The sequence below is a fragment of the Paraburkholderia sp. SECH4 genome (assembly GCF_030511745.1).
Classification (GTDB): domain Bacteria; phylum Pseudomonadota; class Gammaproteobacteria; order Burkholderiales; family Burkholderiaceae; genus Paraburkholderia; species Paraburkholderia madseniana.
This window is the reverse complement of sequence record NZ_JALOCP010000008.1, coordinates 97,237-122,178: the sequence shown is the minus strand read 5'-3', so window position 1 is coordinate 122,178 and position 24,942 is coordinate 97,237. Positions and strand designations below refer to the sequence as shown.

Annotated in this window: 18 protein-coding genes and 1 tRNA gene; 8 read left to right on the top strand and 11 right to left on the bottom strand. The window is 62.6% G+C overall.

The features are described from left to right. Positions 1-94 precede the first annotated feature (94 nt). From clpX to tig, 3 genes are all read right to left on the bottom strand, one after another. The gene (clpX, locus tag M0D67_RS13940; protein WP_007182009.1) at positions 95-1,366 is read right to left on the bottom strand and encodes an ATP-dependent Clp protease ATP-binding subunit ClpX; all 1,272 of its coding nucleotides are present in this window, start codon (positions 1,364-1,366) and stop codon (positions 95-97) included. 197 nt (positions 1,367-1,563) lie between these two features. Further along, positions 1,564-2,217 (bottom strand): ATP-dependent Clp endopeptidase proteolytic subunit ClpP, encoded by a 654-nt coding sequence (gene clpP, locus M0D67_RS13935; RefSeq protein ID WP_007182010.1) that lies wholly within the window; start codon positions 2,215-2,217, stop codon positions 1,564-1,566. Between the two features lie 206 nt (positions 2,218-2,423). After that, positions 2,424-3,770, bottom strand: a complete 1,347-nt coding sequence (tig, locus tag M0D67_RS13930; RefSeq protein WP_054039527.1) for a trigger factor — start codon at positions 3,768-3,770, stop codon at positions 2,424-2,426. A 566-nt stretch (positions 3,771-4,336) separates the two neighbouring features. Here tig and M0D67_RS13925 point away from each other — a divergent pair. Next, on the top strand, positions 4,337-5,482 hold the full coding sequence (locus M0D67_RS13925; RefSeq protein WP_171925723.1) for a glycerate kinase: 1,146 nt from the start codon (positions 4,337-4,339) through the stop codon (positions 5,480-5,482). Between the two features lie 63 nt (positions 5,483-5,545). Continuing rightward, positions 5,546-5,998 (top strand): MarR family winged helix-turn-helix transcriptional regulator, encoded by a 453-nt coding sequence (locus M0D67_RS13920; protein ID WP_154563151.1) that lies wholly within the window; start codon positions 5,546-5,548, stop codon positions 5,996-5,998. A gap of 162 nt (positions 5,999-6,160) precedes the next feature. Here the strand turns inward: M0D67_RS13920 and M0D67_RS13915 are convergent, their stop codons facing one another. After that, positions 6,161-7,684 (bottom strand): DUF3999 domain-containing protein, encoded by a 1,524-nt coding sequence (locus tag M0D67_RS13915; RefSeq protein WP_266238938.1) that lies wholly within the window; start codon positions 7,682-7,684, stop codon positions 6,161-6,163. Beyond that, positions 7,681-11,118, bottom strand: a complete 3,438-nt coding sequence (locus M0D67_RS13910) for a DUF2339 domain-containing protein (protein ID WP_171925725.1) — start codon at positions 11,116-11,118, stop codon at positions 7,681-7,683. Before M0D67_RS13910 ends, M0D67_RS13915 begins: the two co-directional genes overlap by 4 nt. 515 nt (positions 11,119-11,633) lie before the next feature. Here M0D67_RS13910 and M0D67_RS13905 point away from each other — a divergent pair. Then, the gene (locus M0D67_RS13905; RefSeq protein WP_168435808.1) at positions 11,634-11,927 is read left to right on the top strand and encodes a hypothetical protein; all 294 of its coding nucleotides are present in this window, start codon (positions 11,634-11,636) and stop codon (positions 11,925-11,927) included. A 112-nt stretch (positions 11,928-12,039) separates the two neighbouring features. On the opposite strand, the gene M0D67_RS13900 is transcribed toward M0D67_RS13905, so the two are convergent. Continuing rightward, positions 12,040-12,126 (bottom strand) — tRNA-Leu (locus M0D67_RS13900). A gap of 219 nt (positions 12,127-12,345) precedes the next feature. Between M0D67_RS13900 and M0D67_RS13895 the strand changes: the two genes are divergently transcribed. Continuing rightward, positions 12,346-13,170 (top strand): squalene/phytoene synthase family protein, encoded by an 825-nt coding sequence (locus M0D67_RS13895; RefSeq protein WP_168435810.1) that lies wholly within the window; start codon positions 12,346-12,348, stop codon positions 13,168-13,170. Between the two features lie 53 nt (positions 13,171-13,223). On the opposite strand, the gene M0D67_RS13890 is transcribed toward M0D67_RS13895, so the two are convergent. From M0D67_RS13890 to M0D67_RS13880, 3 genes are all read right to left on the bottom strand, one after another. After that, positions 13,224-14,441 (bottom strand): DUF1501 domain-containing protein, encoded by a 1,218-nt coding sequence (locus M0D67_RS13890; protein ID WP_266238937.1) that lies wholly within the window; start codon positions 14,439-14,441, stop codon positions 13,224-13,226. A gap of 127 nt (positions 14,442-14,568) precedes the next feature. Then, complete coding sequence (locus M0D67_RS13885; RefSeq protein ID WP_154563141.1) at positions 14,569-16,209, bottom strand: DUF1800 family protein; 1,641 nt, start codon at positions 16,207-16,209, stop codon at positions 14,569-14,571. Between the two features lie 182 nt (positions 16,210-16,391). After that, entirely contained in the window at positions 16,392-16,724 is a 333-nt protein-coding gene (locus M0D67_RS13880) for a hypothetical protein (protein ID WP_154563167.1), read from the bottom strand. Between the two features lie 238 nt (positions 16,725-16,962). Here M0D67_RS13880 and ompR point away from each other — a divergent pair, with 238 nt between their 5' ends. From ompR to M0D67_RS13865, 3 genes are all read left to right on the top strand, one after another. Continuing rightward, positions 16,963-17,688, top strand: coding sequence for a two-component system response regulator OmpR (gene ompR, locus M0D67_RS13875; protein ID WP_033379433.1), 726 nt, complete (start codon positions 16,963-16,965; stop codon positions 17,686-17,688). A gap of 139 nt (positions 17,689-17,827) precedes the next feature. Beyond that, complete coding sequence (locus M0D67_RS13870; protein ID WP_054039512.1) at positions 17,828-19,177, top strand: ATP-binding protein; 1,350 nt, start codon at positions 17,828-17,830, stop codon at positions 19,175-19,177. A gap of 189 nt (positions 19,178-19,366) precedes the next feature. Next, entirely contained in the window at positions 19,367-19,915 is a 549-nt protein-coding gene (locus tag M0D67_RS13865) for a peroxiredoxin (protein WP_154563139.1), read from the top strand. 114 nt (positions 19,916-20,029) lie between these two features. Here M0D67_RS13865 and ispF read toward each other — a convergent pair whose 3' ends face one another. Both ispF and ispD read right to left on the bottom strand, forming a co-directional pair. Next, entirely contained in the window at positions 20,030-20,509 is a 480-nt protein-coding gene (gene ispF, locus M0D67_RS13860; protein WP_154563137.1) for a 2-C-methyl-D-erythritol 2,4-cyclodiphosphate synthase, read from the bottom strand. Positions 20,510-20,546: 37 nt separating this feature from the next. After that, positions 20,547-21,263: a 2-C-methyl-D-erythritol 4-phosphate cytidylyltransferase gene (gene ispD, locus M0D67_RS13855; RefSeq protein ID WP_168435807.1), complete on the bottom strand. Its 717-nt coding sequence runs from the start codon at positions 21,261-21,263 to the stop codon at positions 20,547-20,549. Between the two features lie 121 nt (positions 21,264-21,384). Between ispD and mfd the strand changes: the two genes are divergently transcribed. Next, the gene (mfd, locus tag M0D67_RS13850; RefSeq protein ID WP_154563135.1) at positions 21,385-24,867 is read left to right on the top strand and encodes a transcription-repair coupling factor; all 3,483 of its coding nucleotides are present in this window, start codon (positions 21,385-21,387) and stop codon (positions 24,865-24,867) included. Positions 24,868-24,942 lie beyond the last annotated feature (75 nt).

The following is a 24,942-nucleotide window of genomic DNA, read 5'->3' as shown; positions in this document are numbered from 1 at the left end:
TCCATAGTGAAAACAACCATCCTGACCACACGATAAACGAAAAAAGCCGTTCACGTTGCCATGAACGGCTTTTTTTGCAGAACCCGAAAGCCGATCAGTTCGAACCCGCCACTTTGGGCGCGTCTTCGTAGATCAGTAGGGGTTTACCGTCGCCGTCAATCACGTTGTCGTCGATGATGACCTTGCTAACACCTTTCATCTGCGGCAGGTCGTACATGACATCAAGCAACGCCTGTTCCAGGATGGAGCGCAGGCCGCGAGCGCCCGTCTTGCGACGGATCGCTTTACGTGCGACAGCCTGCAACGCAGCCGGGCGAATTTCGAGCTCGACGCGTTCCATATTGAACAGCTTGTGGTATTGCTTCACCAGAGCATTCTTCGGTTCGACGAGGATCTTCATCAGCGCGACTTCGTCGAGTTTGCCGAGCGTAGCCACCACCGGCAGACGGCCGATCAGTTCAGGAATCAGGCCGAACTTGATCAGATCTTCCGGTTCCACTTCGCGCAGCACTTCGCCGGCATCGCGGTCCTGCTTGCTCTTCACGCTTGCGCCGAAGCCGATACCGGTTTTCTCGGTACGGTCGACGATGACTTTCTCGAGGCCGTCGAATGCGCCACCGCAAATGAACAGAATATTGGTGGTGTCGACCTGGATGAAGTCCTGATTCGGATGCTTACGGCCACCTTGCGGCGGCACCGACGCCATCGTGCCTTCAACCAGTTTCAGCAAAGCCTGTTGCACGCCTTCGCCCGACACATCGCGGGTGATCGACGGGTTGTCGGACTTGCGGCTGATCTTGTCGATTTCGTCGATGTAGACAATGCCGCGCTGGGCCTTGTCGACTTCGTAATTGCAATTCTGCAGCAGCTTCTGAATGATGTTCTCGACGTCTTCGCCGACGTAGCCGGCTTCCGTCAGCGTCGTTGCATCGGCAATGACGAACGGGACGTTCAGAAGGCGTGCGAGCGTCTGCGCGAGCAAGGTCTTGCCGGAACCGGTCGGGCCGATCAGCAGAATGTTGCTCTTGGACAGCTCGATCTCATCCTTCTTGTCGAGGTGCTTGAGGCGCTTGTAGTGGTTGTACACCGCGACCGCGAGAATCTTCTTCGCGCGTTCCTGACCGATCACGTACTGGTCGAGGATTTCACGGATTTCCTGCGGACTCGGCAGATCGGACTTGGACAAGCCCGCCTCGATGCCCGCACCTGCAGCCTCATCGCGGATGATTTCGTTGCACAGGTCGATACATTCATCACAGATGAACACCGACGGGCCGGCAATCAGTTTTTTGACTTCATGCTGGCTCTTGCCACAGAACGAGCAATACAACAGCTTTTCGCTGTTAGAACCTTTCTTGTCCGCCATAGATGTGTGAGCCTCCGGACACTCGATTACATGATACGCCGTTTGCCCCGGCCTCGCAGTTTGGGCGCGGCAGGGCTTGAGCCAAGGTGACGGCGTTTGCCGCAGGCACTCGGACGAGTCTTGATTATTTCACAACCGATCCGACGACGGCCTCGCCCCGTTTTGGGGCAAGACCGCACCGGCGTTTCAAGGACACTTCAAGGACGCTTGTGCGCCACCTGGTCAACCAGACCGTAAGCTTGCGCGTCATCGCCGGACATGAAATTGTCGCGGTCGGTGTCGCGTGCAATACGCTCGACCGGCTGGCCGGTGTGGTGCGCGAGCAGATGATTCAGACGTTCCTTCAGGTACAGGATTTCACGCGCCTGGATTTCTATGTCCGACGCCTGGCCGCGCGCCCCGCCCAGCGGCTGGTGAATCATCACACGTGAATTCGGCAGCGCAAAGCGCTTGCCCTTCGCGCCCGCCGCCAGCAGGAACGCGCCCATACTGGCCGCGAGACCCATGCACAGCGTCGACACGTCCGGCTTGATGAACTGCATCGTGTCGTAGATCGCCATCCCGGCCGAAACCGAACCGCCCGGGCTGTTGATGTAGAAGCTGATGTCCTTGTCCGGGTTTTCACTTTCAAGGAACAACATCTGCGCGACGACGAGGTTGGCCGTCTGGTCGTTCACTTCGCCGACCAGGAACACGATGCGTTCCTTCAGCAGACGCGAATAGATGTCATACGAGCGCTCGCCCCGGCCGCTCGTTTCCACGACGATCGGCACCAGTCCGAGCGCCTGCGCTTCGAGATCCCGGGACGACTGGGAGGTCAACGTGTCCAGCATTTGGGCGCGAAAGGTCATGCAATGGATCCTTGTCTGGAAATATTCTAAATATTAGATGCTAGACAGGTGTGGCCGACGAGCCCGTATTCAAGTGCGCGATCAGTGCGAGCGCGGCGTGCGACGCAGTGTGAAACGCGCCATGCAAAACGCACCGTACTTTCACAGCACAAAAAAACGGCGTGCGGGCCGTCGCTCCGACAGCCGGCACGCCGTTGCAGCGACGCTTACGCTTGCGCCGTTGCGCTTGCCAGTTCTTCGAAGCTTACTTCCTTGTCCGTCACCTTGGCCTTGCTGAGGACGAAATCGACGACGTTGGCTTCAACGACGTACGCTTCCATTTCTGCAAGACGTTGCTGATTGGAATAATACCAGCGGACGACTTCCTTCGGGTCTTCGTAGCTTTTCGCGAATTCGTCGACTTCGGCACGAATCTGCTCCGGCTTGGCTTGCAGTTCGTTGGCCTTGACCAGCTCGGCCAGTACGAGGCCCAGCTTGACGCGACGCTCAGCCTGTTCCTTGAACATTTCAGCCGGGATCGGTGCGTCAGCGGCGTTCGGCACGCCACGTTGCTCGAGGTCCTGACGGGCCATGCCGACGAGGCGTTCCTGATCTTGTGCGATCAAGGCGCTCGGCACGTCGAGTTCCGAAATCTTCAGCAACGCGTCCATCACCTGATTCTTGACGATGGCTTGCGTGCGGCGCTTCGCTTCGCGTTCGAGATTGTCTTTGATCTCAGCGCGCATCTTGACCAGATCGCCGTCTTCGATACCGAGCGACTTTGCGAATTCAGCGTCGATTTCCGGCAGATGCGGCCACTCGATCTTCTTCATCGTGATCGTGAATTGCGCGGTCTTACCGGCGACATCCTTGCCGTGATAGTCAGCCGGGAAAGCCAGGTCGAATTCCTTCGATGCGCCGACCGCGAGGCCCAGCGCTGCCTTTTCGAATTCCGGCAGCATGCGGCCTTCGCCCAGCACGAATGCGAAGTCTTCAGCGCTGCCGCCCTGGAACACTTCACCGTCGATCTTGCCGACGAAGTCGACCGTCACGCGGTCGCCGTCTTTAGCCGCCGTGTCCGCGCCGCCGTCGCCATGCTCGCCGGCTTCGCCACGAGCGTGGAAGTGCACGCGCTGCTTGCGCAGGATGTCCAGCGTGCGGTCGATTTCCGCTTCGCTGATGGTGGTCGTGGTGCGTTCGATTTCGGCCGTGGCGACGTCGCCCAGCTTCACTTCCGGATACACCTCGAACGTCGCGTCGAACGCGTAATCGCCTTCAGCAGCGTCGGCCTTCGGCGCGAAGCTCGGCTGACCGGCAACGCGCAGGTTTTCGGCGCGGCTGATATCGAAAAATTCCTTGCCGACCTTGTCGCTCAGCACTTCAGCTTCAACCTGGCCCGAATACTGTTGCGTCACCATCTTGAGCGGCACCTTGCCCGGGCGGAAACCCGGCATGCGCACGTTCTTTGCCAGTTGGCGGATACGCGAGTCCACTTCCTTCTGCACGGCGTCCTTCGGCAGGGAAATCGTTACGCGGCGTTCGAGCTTGCCGAGGTTTTCAACAACGTTAGCCATGGCTTCAATCGTCCTAAAATTATTCGAGCGAATCAGTTATCTTCTCCGTGCCGCTTTTCGATGCCGCGTTCAAGTCGCTCAGCATCGATTGCGCGCCTGCGCCGCGGGCTTGCAGGCCGCCGGCAGCACGGTTGGGTCCAAAGAGCCGAATATTTTAGCAAACTATTTGCGCGCTTAGCCGGGATTCGATGATTGCGCGCGCTTTTATCGGTGTTCGGGCCGCTTTCCGCGCTGTTTTTCATCTGTTTGCGGGTTGTCTGGTGGCTGTTCGCTGCCTGCTTCACGCCCACCCACTATCAGTTTTCAGCCCGCTTGCGGCGGCTTGACGATCCCTTTCGCCTTCCACGCTTCCTCCGGAAGCGCCCGCGCGACCGATAGCGTCGCGCCTGCCGCCCGCGTTCGCACGGATGGATCCCGCACGCCCCTTCACGGACAATCCCGGCTATGCCATTCGACATATTCAGTCGGCGCGCCCATGCTGATAAGCTTACGGACGCGCTCGGGGCTGCGCCCGCATCTGTTCAATTCACCCGCCCTCGCAACGACTCCAACCATTCAGAGACATCATGCCGAATTTGCCGTCCTCGCCTGTCGTCGTCATTGCTCCCGATTCCTTCAAAGGTTCGCTCAGCGCGGAACAGGTCGCACAGGCGATTGCGTCCGGCATCCAGCGCGCCCGGCCGGACGCCAGCGTGCGCATCTGTCCGATGGCCGACGGCGGGGAAGGCACGCTCGACGCCATGCTCACGAGCGGCGGCGAACGCCGCAAGCTGAGCGTGCGCGGCGCGGCCGGTCCGGTGCGTGAAGCACTCACCGGCCTGCTTGCGGATGGCAGCGCGATCATCGAAACGGCGGAAATCGTCGGCATTACCGATCCGGTCGGCATGGGCCTACCGGTCGAGGCGCGCAGCACGCGCGGTATGGGCGAAGCGATTCGCGCGCTGCTCGATGCAGGCGTGCGGCGCTTTTTCGTCGCGCTCGGCGGCAGCAGCACGAACGACGGTGGCGCCGGCTTGCTGGCCGGCCTCGGGCTGAAACTTTTCGACGCGCAAGACAAGGAACTCGACGCTACACCTGAACAACTCGCGCGCGTGGCGCGCCTCGACGTGTCGCAACTTGATGCGCGCCTCGCGGACACACAATTCGTCGGCATGTCGGACGTGGATAATCCCCTGACCGGCGATCACGGCGCAACTGCGGTGTTCGGTCCGCAAAAGGGTGTGAAGCCGGAACAGGTTGCCCCGATCGACGCCGCCCTCGCCCGCTTCGCCGATCTGCTCGAGGCCGCGCTAGGGCGCTCGGCACGCGACCAACCCGGCGCGGGTGCGGCCGGTGGCCTCGGCTTTGCGCTGCACATGCTCGGTGCGCAGTTCGAGCCGGGCGCGGAAACCGTCGCGCGCCAGATCGGCCTGGACGCAGCGCTTGAGGGCGCGAACTGGCTGATCACCGGCGAAGGCCGCTCGGACGTGCAAACGCTGCACGGCAAGGCGCCGTTCATTGCTTGCCGTCATGCGCAGGCCGCGGGCGTACCGGCCACGCTGCTCTCCGGCGCGGTCGACTCCGCGGCGCTACCGCGCCTCGCCGAATACTTCAGTGGCTGCTTCTCTCCGGCTCCGGGGCCGATCACGCTCGAGGTTGCGATTCGCGACGCGGCGCGTTTGCTGGCGGACGCGGCCGAACAGTTGACGCGCCTGAAATACGGCGCGCGTTGACCGACGGAACGGTTGCGGCAACAATCACAGCGCCACGACCGCGCCACTCATCACGGGAAGACAATGAAGGCCTCCGCCAGAACCGGACTCGAACAGTTGCTTACGTACCGTCTGCATGTCCTGAACAAACTCGCCGAGCGTGGCATCAGCGAGCGCTATCAGGACAAACTGGGCGTGACATTGCCTGAAGCAAGGGTGGTTGCGTCGGTGGGCTCGTTTGGACCGTTTTCGATCATGGAACTGGCGCGGCACGCCAACCTCGACAAGAGTCAGGCGAGCCGTGCGGCTGAGGCGTTGATCAAACAAGGACTCGTCAAGCGCGAACCGAGCGCCGAAGACGGGCGCGTCGTGCTGGTGTCGCTAACCCCTGAAGGCCGCGCGCTCTATCGCAAGGTGATGCCGATCGCGCGTAAGTGGAACGGGGATATGTTCGACTGCCTCGACGAACAGGAAAAACTCGCGTTCGGCGGGGCGCTGGACAAGATCATCAACACGATGTCGGAGCGCGAGGAGTAAGTAACGGCGCGCGCAGCCGCGGCGTGCCCGCGCCATGCAATCCTCTGGCGCCGCGCGATCGCTCTGTGCGGCGCGATTCCGCGACTGCAGTGCAGCCCCTCGGCACGTTCCAATTGCTCGGCTTCTTGCAATCCTCTACGCCGAAATACGCCCGCACCGAAGTCACTTCTTTTCGGTGCTTTGACCGTCAGCGCTGGCGGTGCCTGCGTCCTTGGCTGTAGCGCTCGCCGCGCCTGACCCGCCGAGCGCATCGCCTGCCAATCCGCCGGCGCCGGCCGCGCCACCCACTCCACCGCCGCCATCGGCCACTCCCCCAGCCTGAGCCCCGGCCTGCCCCTGAGCGCCACGCGCAAGCCGCCAGGCGATCGCGCCGAGCGAGCCGACGGCCAGCAACAAAGCGGCCCACAACATATAGCGCCGCATCGCATCGGGGTCTTTGCCCGATGACTGCGCATCAGCCTCCTGCCCAACGGGCAGTTCCTCACCCAGCCGCGCCGCCACGGCAACCGACGAAGCGCCCATCAGCAGATCCGCCCGGCTCACCGCCGACGACACCGCAGCAGCACTCCCCACCGCCAGCGTGAACGGCTCAGCGCCGCGCGCGACGAACGTGAGCGTCGCCGGACGCCAGCCCGCGGCGACGGTCAACGCGCCGCTTCCCAAACCGCCATTGCGGGTGTCGACCACCACGCGCCATTGACGATCCGTGTCGGGCGCCATTTCAAGCGATGGATTGCTCTGCTCCACCGTGCCGTTATGCAAGCGGAACAGCGTCGCGCTCGATACCTCTCGCCACGCCGTCTCCAGACCCGAGCGCGAATAGACGACGGCCGGCGCCACGGTATTCGGCTGTGGGAGATTCAGGCGCAAACGATCGACGGGGTAAGGCCCGCCGGTCTCGAAGAAATACTCGCCGGTTTTCGGCCCCGGGCGGGCCACGATACCTTCGCGCCATTGCCGTTGCATATCCGCGCGCTGCGCCGCGCCGGCGCTGGCCACCTGCACCTGAGCGTCGATCGATTCGACATACGGCGCGCCGTCGAGCCAGTGCAAGCGCAGATAACGCGCGCGCATCCCGTTGAGTTCGATGCGATCCTGGCTCAGCGTGCTGCCGTTGTAGCTGACCTTGAGCAGTTGCGCCTCGCCCGCGGGTTGCCAGTTGCGCAGATCGTCACTCGACTCGACGCTGACGCGCCCCTGGTAATTGTCGTCACGCACATGCACGACCAATGCCTCGACGCGAGCTTCGCCCCGCGCCTCGCGCGTGACGTCGATCAGGTCGGTGTCATGTTGTGCGCGATCGGGCGGCGCTGACGTTGCCCGCAGCGATCCGTCGGCGGCAATCGTCACGCCGAGTGGCGCACCGGTGCTGCCGGAAGCGGCGGGCGGCAAGGGAAACCAGTGCACCGGCCGCAATGTGGCCGGTGCGCGGGCCGACTCACGTGGCGCGTCGAGCGAATAAGGCACAGGTTCGCTGGCGCCATTGAATACGCGCACATCACCGAGATCGTTGCGCTGGCTGGCAGCGTAGACGGCAGCCGGGAGCGTCACGCTGTAATAAGCGGCGCCGCTTTCGAGTTCGAGCGCAAAACGCTGTGCAAAACGATCGGCCGCAACGGACGCCGTCGATACCCACACAGACGAGATCGCAAGACACCACCCCGCCGCTATCAAGACACGCTTCATTGCTCAGTTTCCAGAACTGCCGCTTTGGGCGGCAACGGCGAGAAGTAGCCGATCAGCAGCAGCATCAGGCCGATACCGATGAACGACACGATCCGTTCGATACCCGTCACGTGCGACAAATCGAACAGGAACAGCTTGACGACGGTCACCGCCAGCAGGCCGCCGCCGATGAACCAGAATATCCGGCTGGCCCGGCGAGTTGCCCAGATCATCATAGCCAATGCGCAGACTGTCCAGAACACCGATATCGAAGCCTGCACGAGCATCGAGCGTGACATCTCGTCGAGCTGATACGGCACGCCGATCCAATGATGCAGCGTGCGCAGCAGCATCGCGTTGAGCCAGATGAATCCGGTCACGCCGACCGCCACCTGCAACGGCACACGGTATTCGCCGACCGGCACACCCAGGCGGCTGATGCGCACGAGCCACAACGCCGCCAGCGCAAAAATCACCGCCTGCACCAGGTCGAGCGGATTGAGCAGCGGCAGCCGCGCCCACGCGCCGCCGTCCTGAGTCAGGTTGGCATAGAACGTCCACATCCACATCACCTGCACGAGCGGCGTCGATGCGATCGCGCACAAGCGCACAATACTGTCGCGACGCGCGAGCCACAGCCCGGCAAATGCAAACGCGCTCCAGCCGACCAGAAACACCTGCTGGAAATTGAACGACGCCAGCACCGCATCGACATCGTACGCCGCATGGAAATGATGATGCAGCGTGCGCAGCAGCAATGCGTTGAACCATAGGAACAGCGTCGCGAGCACTGCGTAGTCGAACGCTCGCGGATGCCAGTGCACCCCGAGTGCGCGCAGCCGCCGCAGCCACACGGCGCAGGCGACGAACGCGAGGATCTGTGCGACATCCAGCGGATTGAGAATCGGTAGCCAGAAGAGCGGCGCGGCGCTACCGTCGCTCGTCACGCTTGCGATGCTCCACACCCACAGCAAGGCGGCGAGCGGCGCCGCTGCCCACACCTGATAAGCCGTTACGAAACGCGCGACCGGCCAGCGCAAACGATGCCCGACGCCCGCCACCAACAGCAGCAGAATGCCGAAGCCATAAGCCCACGCACTCCAGCTCCATGCGCCTTCCGGCACGTAGGCGCGCAAGCCCCAATAGCCTTTGAGCGCGATGAGCGCGCCGGCTGTCCAGAACATCAGTGTATGAAGCGGCGCAAGCACACGATCGCCGACGTCGCGCTGCTGACGCCACAGCAACAAGTAGGTAGACGCGGCGGCAACAGCGCACACCAGCCAACCGTAGCCGCCGACCGGCGCCATGCTCAACATGAACAGACTCAAGGTCAGCAGGGCGAGAACCGGCACGAGCGCCAGCGCCGGCAGTTCGGCGAGCGGCCAACGCAGCTTGCGACGCGCGCCGTGCGCGAGCCACGCTGTCAGAACGGCGAACAGCGCGACGACGGCAGTCTCGAAACGATCGCGATCATATGCAAGATGCGCCTGCGCGTACGCGTCGATTTCGTGGAGACCGCCAGAGACCCACCACAACAACCCCCACACGCCGGCGACAAGGCCGATCTGAGGCATCCATGCATGCCACGCGCCCGCCTCGCTGCGCCCATGCAACCGCCATCCCGTGAAGATGCCCGCGACCGCGATCAGCACGCTCGCGATGTACGCGCCGTTGAGCACCGGCCAGGCATGCGCTGCATCGATCTGCGCGAGCGTGCCGACCACATACGCGCCCGCCGCGGCCAGTTGCATCAGCAAGCCGAAGCCAAACGCGATCAGGCGCCGCTGACGCACAGCGAGCCAGGTGATCGCGGCGCCTTCGATTGCCCAGGTCGCGCTCGTGGTCGGTCCGGCGAAAGCAAGCGGGACAGCGAGCGTGGCGAAGATCACGGCCAGCGCGAGCATGGCTTCGAACATCATGCCGAGGTGCGCGCGCCGCCGCGCCAGCCAGCCCGCGATCGCGAGGTAGAACGCGGCCAGCGCCACCGCGCTCCACGCGAGACCGAATTCGGTGCCTTTCATCATCGCCGCTTGCAGACCGATCGCGACGAGCGGCGTGCCGAACACCAGCGTGCCGTCGACGTAATGCTTGAGCGCGACCTCGCGGCGCACCGCATAAAGCAACGCGATGCCGACATACATCAGGAAGAACAGGATCAGGAACGGTTCGGTGCTGGCAAGCAGCTCGGGCCGGTAAGCCGTCGCGCCCCATGCGGCGCCGATCGAAAACGTGAACACGAAGCCAAGCAGGTTCAGAGGCCGCCACGCCTTGAACCACGCGATTGCGAAAACGCCCGCGTTGAGCAGCGCGTAGTAGCTGAACAGCATCACGTGACTGCCGCCGCCCGTCGAGAGGAGCACCGGTGCAAGGAAACCGCCTGCGCTGCCCATGAAGGCCAGCGACGACGCGTTCTGCCGCACCGCCAGAAACGCGCTCAAGCCGCAGATCGCGATCATCAACGGCAAGGCTGCGCCCGCCGGCAGCAGATGGTAGAGCCTGGTTGCGGCGAACACGGTCAGATAGAGCACGCCGACGCCACCGCCCTGCAGGATCAGCCCGTAGGCGCCGCGGCGCTCGCCGATGCACCAGCCGAGTCCGATCAGCACGGTTGCGGCAAGCGCAACGCCGGCGAGGCGGAATTCGATCGGCAGCAGGCTGTTGTCGGCCGCGTATTTGAGCAGGAACGCAATGCCGAAGAACAGCACGATAATGCCGACCCGCACAACCGTGTTGCCGCCGAATAGCCAGTCACGGCCACGTTTGAAGAGGCGTTCAGCGAGGCCGGGACCGCGCGGTGGTGCTGGCGGGGTTTGCGCTGGCAGAGGGTCGGTGGAAAGCGCTGGCCCGGCGGACGGCGACAACAGCAGAGGCGATCCGGCGGACGGCGGCAACGCCATTGGGCTGAGTGACTCAGCATTCAGCGTGCTCGATGCGCTCGGCTCGCTTGACGCGGGCGTACCGGCCATCGCGGGCGGCGTAACCGCGCTGGCGCTCACCGTCGAGCGTACGGCTGCCGGCTGCGTAGGCGTTGCCTGAAACTCGCGATGCGGCTTCTGCCCCGCCGCGGGCGGCATCGCGTACGAACGCGGCACGACATTGGCCGGACGCAGTTTGAACGTCGCGGGCTCACCATCCGCGCTTTCAGTCGCCGATGCGCCGGTGACGCTGGCCCGCAATTCGTGGATCTCGCCGCGCAGAGCGACGATCTCGCGCTCAAGTTGCTCGACGCGCGCGGCCAGTTCGCCGGATGGGCTGACGGTCTGGTTCAAGCTATCGGCCCTAACAGGCTTGGACGCTGGTTCGTTCGCGATGTCCGGGCGCTTCTTTTGCAGCAGACGTGCGAGCGCAACCCCGGCCACTCCACCCATCAACGCACCGAAGCCGATCGAGAAATCGTTCGACACGGCGGCGATTATCCCGACCACCACGCCGACCACGGCAAATATCACGCTCATCGCATCCCTCTTTTATTGTCTTCTGTTGCGAGATCCATTTGTCGCCCGGATTAATCCGAGAATATCGCGTCAGCAATACGGCGAAAAGCGGCGCGCAGAATACCACGTAAAGCGCGCTTTCGAGCCATCGAGCGAGCGCAGTCGAATCGTCACGCTTATTTGCTGATGCATATCGGTTTTTTCCAACTTTGTGCTGCTTATTTCCTCGGATTAATCCGCCGGCGGGTAGGCACGAGCGTATAGCGTGCATTAACAATCTACGCAATATGGGTGACAACGGATAGCACCCGATCTCAGGCGCAACTCGATGGGCACACCGATTACATGGACAAATCCGGCAGCGGTGCCCAACTCCATATTGCTTAATAGCCTGACCGCGCTGAAAACCATCGTCACACTTCGAACACGGCAGACCCGGCGAGGCAGCCGCGTTCGCGGCAACCCGCCAACCATGTCAAAATTCGGGATCGGCCACCAGGCCTTCAGTCACCCCCATTTCATCCAGGGAAGCTTCAGTGGACATCAACAAACAGGTAGCGGCCCTCACCGCCTCGGAACTTCAAACCGCCGGCGCGAGCCAGGCGACGGCGATCGCCGTCAGTGTGGTGCTGCGTCATCTGCGCTCGCCTGAGCTGGCAAAACTGTTGTCATCGTCGTTCGAAAACCACCAGGCGGTCATGCTGCAAACGCCGTGGCCCGATCAGATGCTGCAGGCGTTCGAATCGACCCGCCGCTTTCTCGAAGGCGCCGTGCAAGCCGAGTTGCCAGGCACGCAAGCCGAAGCGCAACCGCCAGCACCGGACGCTTGAGCGCAGCCGGGCACGCAAGGCCTGGCGCGAAGTCACACGAAAAACAAAAAACCCCGCCAGTCCAAAGACTTAACGGGGTTCTCTGCTTAACGGGTTCTCTACTACACAGGGATGGTGCGAGGGAGGGGACTCGAACCCCTACACCCTTGCGGGCGTCAGGACCTAAACCTGGTGCGTCTACCAATTTCGCCACCCTCGCAGCCGGGCAAAGCGCTGTGCGTTCTACCCGATGTCCTGCATGCTCACGGCCGCGTTAAAACCCGCGCCCGAAAGCGTAAGCGCGAGATTCTAACCGATTGATTCGCACTTGTCTGCATTTGCTCGTGCATCGCCCCGCGGGGCGTCGATGCTACAATTTTTGGCTAAACGCACGCACACCGTGCCCCTGTTCGCCTGCCCTTCCCCACATTCCTATCCCGTGAATTTCGACGAATACTGCCACCAGAAAGCGGCGCCGCCCGGATCGAGCACTTACTATGCGCTTCGGCAGGCGTCCGCGGCAAGCCAACCGCTCCTGACCGCGCTGTTCGCGCTGCGTCGCGAGTTCGAGGAAACCGTTAAGGAAACCAGTGATCCGGCCATCGGCCGCACCAAACTCGCGTGGTGGCAAAACGAGCTCGCCGCACTGGCTTCGGGTTCACCGTCACATCCGGTTTCCAAGGCGCTGGCGGCTTATCTGCCTAACGTCGAGGCCGAATATCCCGAGTTGCAGGCCTTGCTCGCCGGTTTCGAAATGGACCTCGACCAGGCGCGCTATCTCGACTACCCGAATCTGCGGCGCTATGTGCAAGGCGTCGGCGGCACCTTCGCGTCGCTGGTCGCGCGTGCTACGGCGAAAGACACCGCGCAGGCGTCGAACTGGTCCGCGCCGCTCGGCGAGGCACTGCAGCTTGCGCAGTTCGTCGCCGAAACCGGCAATGATGCGCGCCACGGCCGCATCTATATTCCGATCGATGAAATGCAGCGCTTTAACGTCACCGCTGCGGATCTGATCAATCGGAAATACTCCGATGCGTTTACCGAGCTGATGCGCTTCGAGACCAAGCGGGCGCGCGACGCGTTGCAAGCAGCGCTCGCTGCCATGCCCGCGAATGAGCGCCGCTCGCAGCGCACGCTCGTGGCGCAGGCGGCACTTGCCTTGGCGCTGCTGGATGAAATCGAACGTGACGGCTATCACGTGCTGCATCAGCGCATTGCGTTGACGCCGATCCGCAAACTCTGGATCGCGTGGCGCGCGAGGTAAGCGGCGGACGCAACGGCCGCCAGCTCATGCTGATGAGCCAACGCCGTCCATCATCAGACGCGCAGTAACGGCAGCGGCTCGAACCGCTGCTGCAGGATCGCAGACGCGTCGAGTCCCCACCACGGCCCGAGCACGGTCGCGTAGAGTTGCTGAAAATCGACGCCGACCGGCAAGTTGCCATTGCCATCGAGCCGCGCGAGCACCGGCGGCACGCCGTACAAACCGCCCCGCACTCGCCCGCCCATGACGAAATGCGGCGCCACGGTGCCATGGTCGGTGCCGTTGCTCTGATTCTCACGCGGGCGCCGGCCAAACTCGGCGTACGTCATCACCAGCGTCTCGTTCCAGCGGCCGAGTTCCATCAGCGCCGACTTCATCGACGCAAACCCATCGGCCAGTTGCTTGAGCAACGCCGCCTGTTGACCCGGCTGGTTCTGGTGCGTATCGAAGCCGTTCAGCGTCAAACGGATCACCGCGACGCCCTGCCCGCTCTTCGGCTGGCCTTGCGGGGTATTTCCAGCCGCGAGCACCTGCATCGCCGTCTTGATCGAACCGCCGAATGCGCCACCGGGAAACACCGTCTTCAATTGCGCCTGACCTTGCGTGGGACGCAGACGATCGGCGGCTTTCACGATGTCGTTCTCGACGTCGAGAATGTGCGCCAACTCCGGATTGCGCTCGTGCAGCGACACCGGCGTGACGAGGCGCGAAGCCTTGACGAACTGCGCCGGATTGACCAGCGCAATCGCGCGTGCGCCGTTGGCGAGCGGTCCCATTTCGGCACTGCCGATCACCACGCCGTCGGCTGCAAAACCCGCGGGCACCGGCGCCTGCGCGAACGCACGTGTGAGCCAGCCCTCGCGCAGATATTGATCCGAACGCGACGCGGTGTCCCAGATCTCGATCGAGCGGAAATGCGACAGGTTCGGCTGCGCGTAGCTGACGCCCTGTACGATCGCCAGTTGCTGGCTCTGCCAAAGCGGCATCAGCGGCTGCAACGACGGATGCAGCGCGGTACGCTCGTCGAGCTGGATTGCCTGCTCGCGTTTGATGCCGATGTTTTTACGCAGCTGATAGTAAGTGGGATCGGCAAACGGAATCACGGTATTCAAACCGTCGTTGCCGCCCTTCAGTTCGACGAGGATCAGCAGGTTGCCGTAACCTCGATTCGTTGAGCCGCCCACTTCTGCCGCCAGCGCACCGAACGCGTGTGGCAACCACAGCGTCGCGCCGGCGGCTGCGCCCATCGAGAGAAAGCTGCGTCGTTTCATCCTGCACCTCGTTCGATTGTCATGGCGCGTGTCGTGCCGCCGTCGACGGATCGTTTATTTGCGCTGCTCATCGGCGTTACACGGATGAGCAGCTCAATTCCGTCGCCGGTCCGCGCTGCTCACTTCCTCACTTCAATTGATAAGCCGGGTCCATCAGCAACGCCTCCAGATAAGCGCTGGCGGTCGAATCGGTTTCGATCGCGTCGACCGGTGTGAGCGGCAAGACCGCGTGCTGCAACTGAAGCTCCGCCGACAGCCCCGGCTTCGCCGTCGGCGCGGTGTTGTAATGCGCAAGCCACGTGTCGATGTCAAAGCGTACGCCACCCTGGCCGACCGGGCCGACACGCGCCATCGCGTGCTGCATCGGCGGACTCGCCTGCACATTGCCTGGTGCGCCACTCGCCGCGATCTTTGCGCCCACCGGATTGTTCATGTGCTGCGGACGGGCGGTCTCAGTCGCGCGAAACAGTTGCTCGACGAATTGCTTGCGCGCCAGCAGCGTCGAACTATTGATCCATATCGTACCGCCCGGCCATCCTTTGACGTTGGGCGGGTAGAACAGGTTCTCGCCGAGCGTACGGATCTGCGCGGCGAACGCTGCCGTGTTGTCGTAGCCGATGTCGAACGCACGCAGTGTCCCAACCACGAATTCAACCGGCGATTTCACGAGGACGCCGCGATCGCCGTCGTCCCAGAACGCGTCGCTCATGAAAAGGCCGCGCAGCACGACCTTGATATCGTAGTGACTCGCGCGGAACTGCGCGGCGATCGGCGCGATGCGAGCGGGGTCCGGTGTATCGGAGACGAACTCGCGCCACAGCTTGGTCGTGACAAAAGTCGCGGTCTCCGGTCGCGCAAGCAGGATGTCGAGCACCTGATCGCCGTCGAACGGCCCGGTTTGACCGAGCACGGTCTTGTCGCCATCGTCGTGCTGGTTGGCGCGCCACACGTACGCCTGGGTGTCGGGATCGAGGCTCCACCCGGTGTAGGCACGCGCGGCTTCCGATACGTCGCGTTGTGTGTAGTGCCCTTCGCCCAGCGTGAACAGCTCCATCACTTCACGCGCGAAGTTTTCATTGGGCTTGCCCTTGCGATTGCTCGCGCCATCGAGGTATTGCAGCATCGCCGGATCTTTCGCGACGTCGTGCAACAGTTCGCCGAAGTTGCCGAGCGCGTCACGGCGCAACAGCATGTTTTGCTGCGCCATCTGCTGCGGATACTGGACCTTGTCCTGGCCGGACGTGAAGTGGTTGTGCCAGAAGAGCGTCATGCGTTCGGTCAGCGGCGACGGCGTGCCCAGCATCTCGCGCACCCACCACGCGCGTAATAGTTCGTAACGCTGGCCGCGCAGCCGCTGCTCGTCGCGACGTTGATCGTCCGTCCATGTCTTGCGAATGTCGCGCGTCGGGACCGGTTCGAGCACCCACTCCGGCAGCGGTGTGACAGCTTCGGTTCGGGCTGTCGCGAGCACCTTGTCCACTGCCTGCTCGCGTGTGAGGCCAACGTATTGCGCGACCTCGCCATTATCGGGCGCAAAGCCGACGCGCGTCAGGAAGAAGCGGGCGTCGTCGGCGTCGAGGATGTCCTCGTCGGCCACGGAAACGGCAGACGCGGCAGACGGCGCGCGATGCTTGTTATGGGGAGCATGAGAGGTAGGGGCGCCCTGCTGCACGGCCGGCGCCGGTGCACACCACGTCACGGCCACTAACGCCGTGGCCATGACTGCCAGCCAGCGCGCATCTTTACCGCCTGTCAGCACTTTCATCATCGGTCATCCGGTTGCGGGGCATCACGGAAAGGCATTCGCGCATGCGAAACGCGCTGTGCTCTGGCAACTCAACGGCAGATGGAACGGGAAAGTTGACGGGGGAAGTGCAACGAAATCTTTCACGCGCGGAGAAACAGCGACCGGCGGGCGACCGGCATGCCCGGGAGCAGGCACGAAAATAGCTACCGTTTATAGAGCTCGCGGACAGCGTCTTCGATGTGCTGCCGTAACAGACGCCGTTCGTCGGGCGTCATATGACCATCACGACGGCGTTGATCGAGATCGGGGGGAACTGCGGTGCGCAACATCACGTCTGACGCAGGGCGGTCGTTAGTGACGCTGGGGTTGCGGCGACTCGCTTTGGAATTAGGCAGTTTTGGCGTACGTTCGCTTGCAGCTCTGTCGGCCGAAGGCTGGGCGTGGGCGAGCGTTGGTCCTAGTGTGCCTGCAAGCGTACCGGCAATCGCCAGTGCAATTACGCTCAGGCGCACATTCGGCCAAACCCCTCCCTTCATGTTGTTCCCTTCGTGGCGCGGCAACCGGCTACCTCAAATGCGTATACAAACCCCGGTAGCGAGCCGGGTGCGAGAGTTTTAGTCGAGTGAAGTATCCACCGAACAGCCGCATTCAGTAAAGGAGTCTACCTGCCCGTGCTTTACGTCGTGCCACAGTGCGGGTAAATTTTGTAACTGACTGTAACCCGATAAATGATGCAACCGCGCGCTACTTTCTAATCGCGCTAAGATGCCGACCATGGAAACCAAAAACCCTTCGAAAATCCTCGTCGTCGACGACGATCCGCGCCTGCGCGATCTGCTGCGCCGCTACCTCGGTGAACAGGGCTTCAATGTCTACGTTGCCGAGAACGCGCCGTCCATGAACAAGCTCTGGGTGCGTGAGCGCTTCGACTTGCTGGTGCTCGATCTGATGCTGCCCGGCGAGGACGGCCTGTCGATCTGCCGCCGCCTGCGCGGCAGCAACGACCGCACGCCGATCATCATGCTGACGGCCAAGGGTGAAGACGTCGACCGTATCGTCGGCCTCGAAATGGGCGCCGACGACTATCTGCCCAAGCCGTTCAACCCGCGCGAACTGGTCGCGCGGATTCACGCAGTGCTGCGCCGGCAATCGCCGTCGGAGTTGCCAGGGGCGCCGTCCGAAACCACCGAGGTGTTCGAGTTCGGCGAGTTCGCGCTGAATCTGGCCACCCGCACGCTCACCAAGGCCGGCCAGGAAATCCCGCTGACCACGGGTGAGTTCTCGGTGCTAAAGGTATTTGCGCGTCACCCGCGTCAGCCGCTGTCGCGTGAAAAACTGATGGAACTGGCGCGCGGCCGTGAATATGAAGTGTTCGACCGCAGTCTCGACGTGCAGATTTCGCGTCTGCGCAAGCTGATCGAACCGGATCCGGGCAGCCCGCGTTTCATTCAAACCGTCTGGGGCCTCGGCTACGTGTTCATTCCTGACGGTGCAGCCTGAGTTTGCTCTCGCCTCCTGTCGACCAGAGTTGGCGCTTTAGCGCCTTATCTCTGGTCCCATGCAAAGCGGTCGACCAGAGTTGGCGCTTTAGCGCCTTATCTCTGGTCCCCTACAAGATAGTTCCAGATAAGAAGGGCCCATGCGGATCGACCGGCGCCTCCTGACGCTCGCGTTCGGCGGCCTTTTCTGGCGGACCTTTCTGTTGATCGCGCTGTTGATCGCAGTCAGTCTCGCCGCGTGGTTCCAGAGCTTTCGGGTGATCGAACGCGAGCCGCGCGCGCAGCGCGTGGCGTTGCAACTGGTCGCCATCGTCAAGCTCACGCGCACCGCACTCCTCTATTCCGATCCCGATCTGCGGCGCGCCCTGCTGCAGGATCTGGAGAGCAATGAAGGGGTGCGCGTATACCCGCGCGAAACCACCGACAAGTACAAACTCCAGCCCGACGAGTCGCTGAACCGGCTGATCGAACACGACATTCGTGGCCGTCTCGGCGACGACACGGTCATTGCACAGAGCGTGAACGACATCCCCGGCGTCTGGATCAGCTTCAAGATCGACGACGACGATTACTGGGTGGCGCTCGACCGCGATCAACTGGACAACGCGACGGGCCTGCAATGGGCCGGCTGGGGCGTATTTGCGCTGGCGCTGTCACTTTTCGGCGCGGCGTTCATCACCAGTCTCGTGAACCGTCCGTTCGCCCGGCTCGCCATGGCCGCGCGCAAGGTCGGCTCAGGCCAGTCGCCAGAGCCCTTGCCCGAGCGCGGCATGGGCGTGGCCGCCGAGACCAATCGCAGTTTCAACCAGATGGTGCAGGACCTCGAACAGCTCGAGGCCGACCGCGCATTGATGCTCGCCGGTATTTCGCACGATCTGCGCACCCCGCTCGCGCGGCTGCGGCTCGAAACCGAAATGAGCCCGTCCGACCAGGCCACTAAAGACGCGATGGTTGACGACATCGAGCAGATGGACATGATCATCGGGCGGTTCCTCGACTACGCCCGCCCGGTGCAGCGGGTGCCGGAGCCCGTCGACCTGTCGGTGATCGCAGGCGAGCTTGCCGCGCGGATGCAAAGCGAGGACAGCATGCGGCTGATTACGCGCCTCGCGCCATCGGCGGTGATCGAGGCGGATGAGACCGACATGCGGCGCGTGGTCGGCAATCTGCTGGAGAACGCGCGCAAGTACGGTTTGAGCGACGGCGACGGCATACCGCACGTGATTCTGGAAACACGGGTATCGCACTCGCGGGTCGAATTGTCCGTGGTCGACGAGGGGCCCGGAATTCCTGAAGACCAATTGGCGCTTGTCACGCGACCGTTCTATCGCGTGAATTCCGCGCGTACCCAGGCGAACGGCACGGGCCTCGGCATGGCCATCGTGCAGCGGCTGGTAGGCCGCTATCGCGGCGCGCTGCGTCTGCGCAATCGCACACCAGGCCCGGGCCTCGAGGTCACGATTGAGTTTCCGCTCGCAAAAGGCGCCTGAACCGGCAGGGGCGTTGCGTCGCCCGTGCACCCCCCGGCCGCGTTGAGTAACAACTCCCCCAAGGCGTTAGATGGATACTATTGAACGGATACCTTCATAGGGCCATACTCGGAAACGTGCAACGTAGTTGTTCCGACGAGCTGATAGCGTCAAACATGCTGTTTTTCCATCTCACGAAGGAGCCCCTGCATGAAAACCGTTGGCGATAAAGTCGAAGCGTTCACCGTCACTGCGGCCAAGCCGGGCTTCAACAACCATGAAGAAAACGGCGTGTCCGCGTTCGAAGAGATCACGGAGCAGTCGTTTCCGGACAAGTGGAAGATCATCTATTTCTATCCGAAGGACTTCACGTTCGTGTGCCCGACCGAAATCGTCGAGTTCGACAAGCTGGTCAAGGATTTCGACGAGCGCGACGCGGTGTTGCTCGGTGGCAGTGTGGACAACGAATTCGTCAAGCTGGCCTGGCGCCGCGAGCAAAAGGACCTGAGCCGGCTAAACCACTATTCGTTTGGTGATGTGAAGGGCGAGTTGATCGACCAGCTCGGCGTGCGCGACAAGGAAGCTGGTGTGGCGCTGCGCGCAACGTTCATCGTCGATCCGGACAATACGATTCAACACGTTTCGGTGAACAATCTGAACGTCGGCCGCAACCCGACAGAAGTGCTGCGTATTCTCGACGCTCTGCAAACGGACGAAGAGTGCCCGTGCAACCGCCCGATCGGCGGCGCAACGCTGTAATCCGCATATTGCTGCTGAAGGTGAACAGGTTTTTTTCGCGCGCAGCGGGATTAAGATTTTTTCGCTGCGCGCTCATGGTTTTTGTGAAAGAACCGCAAACACCAAAACCCAACATCAATTCTTGTTCAACAAAACCGCTGCCTGCGCTTCAATGCCCTCGCCTCGCCCGAGGTAGCCCAGCTTCTCGTTAGTTTTGGCTTTAACATTAACCCGTTCAACCGGCAGGTTAAGATCCGCAGCGATATTAGCCCGCATCCCTTCGATATGCGGCGCCAGCTTGGGCGCCTGAGCCACCACGCTGCTATCCACGTTAGCGATAGAAAACCCCGCCGCTGTCACGCGAGCAAAACACTCCCGCAATAAAACCCGGCTATCCGCGCCGGCGAACTTCGCATCCGTATCGGAGAAATGCCGCCCAATATCGCCCATCGCGGCCGCGCCAAAAATAGCATCGGTAATCGCATGCAACAGCACGTCCGCATCCGAATGCCCGAGCAGCCCGCGCTCATAGGGAATCGTCACGCCGCCGATAATCAACGGACGTCCCGGCACCAGCGCATGCACGTCATAACCCTGCCCAATTCTGAAATCCATATGCTCAAGCCCATTGATTAAAATCTGATTTATCCATTCAGGAAGCCGAAGACGGCCGGCACAAAATCGCCTCGGCCAGATCGAAGTCTTCCGGATAAGTGACCTTGAAGTTACGCAAACTCCCCTGCACCAGCCTGGGCGCGTGTCCCAGCCACTCGATCGCGCTCGCTTCGTCGGTCAAATCGTGGCCGTCCGCCTGCGCGCGCAAAATCGCCTCGCGCAACATGCCGATGCGGAACATCTGCGGCGTCTGCGCTTGCCACAGACCATCTCGTGCCTCCGTGCGGGCAATCCGCCCGTCAGACGAGCCCGGGTCGATCCGCTTCAAGGTATCCGCCACCGGCAAGGCCATGATGCCGCCCACCGCGTCGTCCTTCAGCGCGCCGATCAGCGTGCGGATCAAGCCAGGCGTAATGCCCGGCCGCGCTGCGTCGTGCACCAGCACCCAGTCGTCGTCGCGCGCGCCGAACTCGGCCAGCGCGTGCAGCCCGTTCAGCACCGACGCCTGGCGCGACGCCCCACCGGCGCGGCGCACGGCGAAACGCAAGCCGCTGAAGCGGCGGGCGTCGAAATGCTGGTCGTCGGGGGCAATCACGACAAGGGTTTGCGCAAACTCGCTGCAGGCGTCGAAAGCCGCCAGCGAGTAATGCAACATGTCGCGACCGGCGACAGTGCGATATTGTTTGGGCATCGCTGCGCCGGAACGGCTGCCGGTGCCAGCGCACGGAATCAGGGCAAATAGACGGGAAGTCACGAGTGCGGATGCCGCGAGGTCAAAGTAAAGGACGGATTTTATAATAGGTCCTTCGCATCTACGCCCCGACACGCGTAAACTTGCCGATCACGTGTGAGCCCGAGGCCGCTTTTTCTCTTCTATGCCAGACATCGCCGCATCATCGCAGTACTCCCCGCCCGTCGCGCTCGTCAAGGCCGGCCAGCGTTTCGCCTTCGACGGCACGCACGGCTCGTCCGACGCGCTGCTGATCGCCCGCTACCATCTCGCCTACCGCGAGAAGGTGCCGCTGCTGGCGGTCGTCTGCGAAAGCGCCGTCGACGCGCAGCGGCTGGCGCAGGAAATCAGCTTTTTCGCGCCCGAGGCACGCGTGCGTTTGCTGCCCGACTGGGAAACGCTGCCTTACGATACCTTTTCGCCCCACCAGGATCTGGTCTCCGAGCGCCTCGCCACGCTGCACGATCTGGGCGAAGGCCGCTGCGACATCCTGCTGGTGCCGGCCACCACCGCTTTGTACCGGATGCCGCCCGCCTCGTTCATGGCGGGCTACACCTTCTCCTTCTCGCAAGGTGAACGCCTCGACGAGGCCAAGCTTAAAGCGCAGTTGACGCTCGCCGGCTACGAGCACGTGAGCCAGGTGGTGCGTCCCGGCGAATACTGCGTGCGCGGCTCGCTGCTCGACCTCTACCCGATGGGCTCGCCCCTGCCGTACCGGATCGACCTGTTCGACGACCAGGTCGACTCGATCCGTGCATTCGACCCGGACACCCAGCGCAGCCTCTATCCGGTGAAGGACGTGCGTCTCTTGCCCGGCCGCGAATTCCCCTTCGACGAAGCGGCGCGCACGGCTTTCCGCAGCCGCTGGCGCGAGACCTTCGAGGGCGATCCGAGCCGTGCGTCGATTTACAAGGACATCGGCAACGGCGTGCCGTCGGCGGGCATCGAATACTATTTGCCGCTCTTCTTCGAAGAAACGGCGACGCTGTTCCATTACCTGCCCGAAGGCGCGCAACTGGCGTTCGTCGGCGATCTGGACGCGGCGATCCGGCGCTTCACCAACGACACCAAACAGCGCTACAACTTCCTGTCGCACGATCGCGACCGGCCGATTCTGGAGCCGCAGCGTCTGTTCCTCTCGGACGAGGATTTCTTTGCGTTCGCCAAGCCGTTCGCGCGGCTCGCCTTGCCCGCCAACGCGGGCGGCGGCTGGTCGACCCCGCTGCCGGATCTTGCGATCGACCGTCACGCGGAAGATCCGGTCTCGGCTTTGCGTACCTATCTCGAGACCACGCCGAACCGCGTGCTGTTCGCCACGGAATCGGCGGGCCGTCGTGAAACGCTGTTGCAACTGCTGGCCGATAATCACCTCCGGCCTGTATCGAGCGACAGCTTCCAGGACTGGCTCACGAGCGACGAACGTTTTTCGCTAGGCGTCGCGCCTTTGGCGAACGGCTTTGCGGTGCCCGTCGACGGCATCGCGATCATCACAGAAACCGAGCTTTACGGCCCACTCGCGCGCCGCACGGGACGGCGCCGCCAGGAGCAGGCGAGCAACGTCGATTCGATGGTGCGGGATCTGTCCGAGCTGAAGCTCGGCGATCCGGTCGTGCATTCGCAGCACGGCATCGGCCGCTATATGGGCCTCGTCACGATGGATCTCGGCGAAGGCGAAACCGAGTTCCTGCACCTCGAATACGCGGGCGACAGCAAGCTTTACGTGCCGGTCGCGCAATTGCACGTGATCTCGCGTTACAGCGGTGCGGATCCGGAAAGCGCGCCATTGCATTCGCTCGGCTCGGGCCAATGGGAAAAGGCCAAGCGCAGAGCCGCGCAGCAGATCCGCGACACCGCTGCCGAACTGCTGAACCTGTATGCCCGGCGCGCCCTGCGCGAAGGCCATGCATTCGCGCTCGAACCGAGAGACTATGTGAAGTTCGCCGAGAGCTTCGGCTTCGAAGAAACACCGGACCAGGCCGCGGCGATTGCGGCCGTAATCGGCGACATGACGAGCGGAAAACCGATGGATCGCCTCGTGTGCGGCGACGTCGGCTTCGGCAAGACCGAGGTGGCCTTGCGCGCGGCATTCATCGCGGTGATGGGCGGCAAGCAGGTTGCGCTGCTCTCGCCCACCACGCTGCTCGCCGAACAGCACACGCAAACCTTTAGCGATCGATTCTCCGACTGGCCGGTGCGCATCGCCGAATTGTCGCGCTTCAAGTCGACCAAGGAAGTCAACGCGGCGATCCAGCAGATCAACGAAGGCACGGTCGATATCGTGATCGGCACGCACAAGCTGCTGTCGTCGGACGTGCAGTTCAAGCGGCTGGGACTCGTGATCATCGACGAGGAACACCGTTTCGGCGTGCGTCAGAAAGAGGCATTGAAAGCGTTGCGCGCCGAAGTCGACGTACTCACGCTCACTGCGACGCCAATCCCGCGTACGCTCGGCATGGCGCTCGAAGGCCTGCGCGATTTCTCCGTGATTGCCACCGCGCCGCAAAAGCGCCTCGCGATCAAAACCTTCGTGCGTCGCGAAGAAGACAGCGTGATTCGCGAAGCAATGTTGCGCGAGTTGAAACGTGGCGGCCAGGTGTACTTCCTGCATAACGAAGTCGAAACGATCGAGAATCGCCGGCAGATGCTTGAAGCGCTCGTGCCCGAAGCACGTATCGCCGTCGCGCATGGACAGATGCATGAGCGCGAACTCGAACGCGTTATGCGCGACTTCGTTGCCCAACGCGCGAACGTTCTGCTGTGCACGACGATCATCGAAACCGGTATCGACGTGCCGAGTGCGAACACGATTCTGATTCACCGCTCCGACAAGTTCGGCCTCGCGCAATTGCATCAGTTGCGTGGCCGCGTAGGCCGTTCGCATCACCAGGCGTATTCGTATCTGCTGGTGCATGACCCGCAAGGTCTGACCAAGCAGGCGCAGCGCCGCCTCGAAGCGATCCAGCAGATGGAGGAACTCGGCTCGGGCTTCTATCTCGCGATGCACGACCTCGAAATCCGCGGTACGGGTGAAGTGCTCGGCGACAAGCAATCGGGCGAGATTCAGGAGATCGGATTCCAGCTTTACACCGACATGCTGAACGACGCCGTGAAGGCGCTCAAGGAAGGCAAGGAGCCGGACCTCACCGCACCGCTCGCGGCGACCACCGAGATCAATCTGCACGCACCGGCGATTCTGCCGGCGGACTATTGCGGCGACGTGCAGGAACGCCTGTCGCTCTACAAGCGCCTCGCGAATTGCGAACACAACGATTCAATCGACAGCATTCAGGAAGAGTTGATCGACCGTTTCGGCAAGTTGCCGCCGCAAGCGCATGCGCTCGTCGAGACGCATCGCCTGCGGTTGGCGGCGAAGCCCTTGGGCATTTCGAAGATCGATGCGGGCGAAACGGTGATCGGCTTGCAGTTCATCCCCAATCCGCCAATCGACGCGATGCGGATCATCGAGATGGTGCAGAAACACAAGCACATCAAGCTCGCGGGCCAGGACAAGCTGCGCATTGAAACGCGCAGCCCGGATCTGGCCGTGCGTGTGGCGACGGTGAAAGAGACCTTGCGCGCACTCGGTACACCCAGCCGCGGCACGGCTGCCGCGGCTGCCGCGCGCTAACGCCGTATGTTGCGGTGCGCAAACGCGCGCCGCAGCATACGGGTGCGTTTTTTTTGGGTATGATCGAAAGACTCA

Excerpts from the sequence above, each read along its gene's own strand:
- clpX (WP_007182009.1), bottom strand. The coding sequence starts at position 1,366 with ATGGCGGACAAGAAAGGTTCTAACAGCGAAAAGCTGTTGTATTGCTCG.
- clpP (WP_007182010.1), bottom strand. The coding sequence starts at position 2,217 with ATGACCTTTCGCGCCCAAATGCTGGACACGTTGACCTCCCAGTCGTCC.
- tig (WP_054039527.1), bottom strand. The coding sequence starts at position 3,770 with ATGGCTAACGTTGTTGAAAACCTCGGCAAGCTCGAACGCCGCGTAACG.
- M0D67_RS13925 (WP_171925723.1), top strand. The coding sequence starts at position 4,337 with ATGCCGAATTTGCCGTCCTCGCCTGTCGTCGTCATTGCTCCCGATTCC.
- M0D67_RS13920 (WP_154563151.1), top strand. The coding sequence starts at position 5,546 with ATGAAGGCCTCCGCCAGAACCGGACTCGAACAGTTGCTTACGTACCGT.
- M0D67_RS13915 (WP_266238938.1), bottom strand. The coding sequence starts at position 7,684 with ATGAAGCGTGTCTTGATAGCGGCGGGGTGGTGTCTTGCGATCTCGTCT.
- M0D67_RS13910 (WP_171925725.1), bottom strand. The coding sequence starts at position 11,118 with ATGAGCGTGATATTTGCCGTGGTCGGCGTGGTGGTCGGGATAATCGCC.
- M0D67_RS13890 (WP_266238937.1), bottom strand. The coding sequence starts at position 14,441 with ATGAAACGACGCAGCTTTCTCTCGATGGGCGCAGCCGCCGGCGCGACG.
- M0D67_RS13885 (WP_154563141.1), bottom strand. The coding sequence starts at position 16,209 with ATGATGAAAGTGCTGACAGGCGGTAAAGATGCGCGCTGGCTGGCAGTC.
- M0D67_RS13880 (WP_154563167.1), bottom strand. The coding sequence starts at position 16,724 with ATGAAGGGAGGGGTTTGGCCGAATGTGCGCCTGAGCGTAATTGCACTG.
- ompR (WP_033379433.1), top strand. The coding sequence starts at position 16,963 with ATGGAAACCAAAAACCCTTCGAAAATCCTCGTCGTCGACGACGATCCG.
- M0D67_RS13870 (WP_054039512.1), top strand. The coding sequence starts at position 17,828 with ATGCGGATCGACCGGCGCCTCCTGACGCTCGCGTTCGGCGGCCTTTTC.
- M0D67_RS13865 (WP_154563139.1), top strand. The coding sequence starts at position 19,367 with ATGAAAACCGTTGGCGATAAAGTCGAAGCGTTCACCGTCACTGCGGCC.
- ispF (WP_154563137.1), bottom strand. The coding sequence starts at position 20,509 with ATGGATTTCAGAATTGGGCAGGGTTATGACGTGCATGCGCTGGTGCCG.
- mfd (WP_154563135.1), top strand. The coding sequence starts at position 21,385 with ATGCCAGACATCGCCGCATCATCGCAGTACTCCCCGCCCGTCGCGCTC.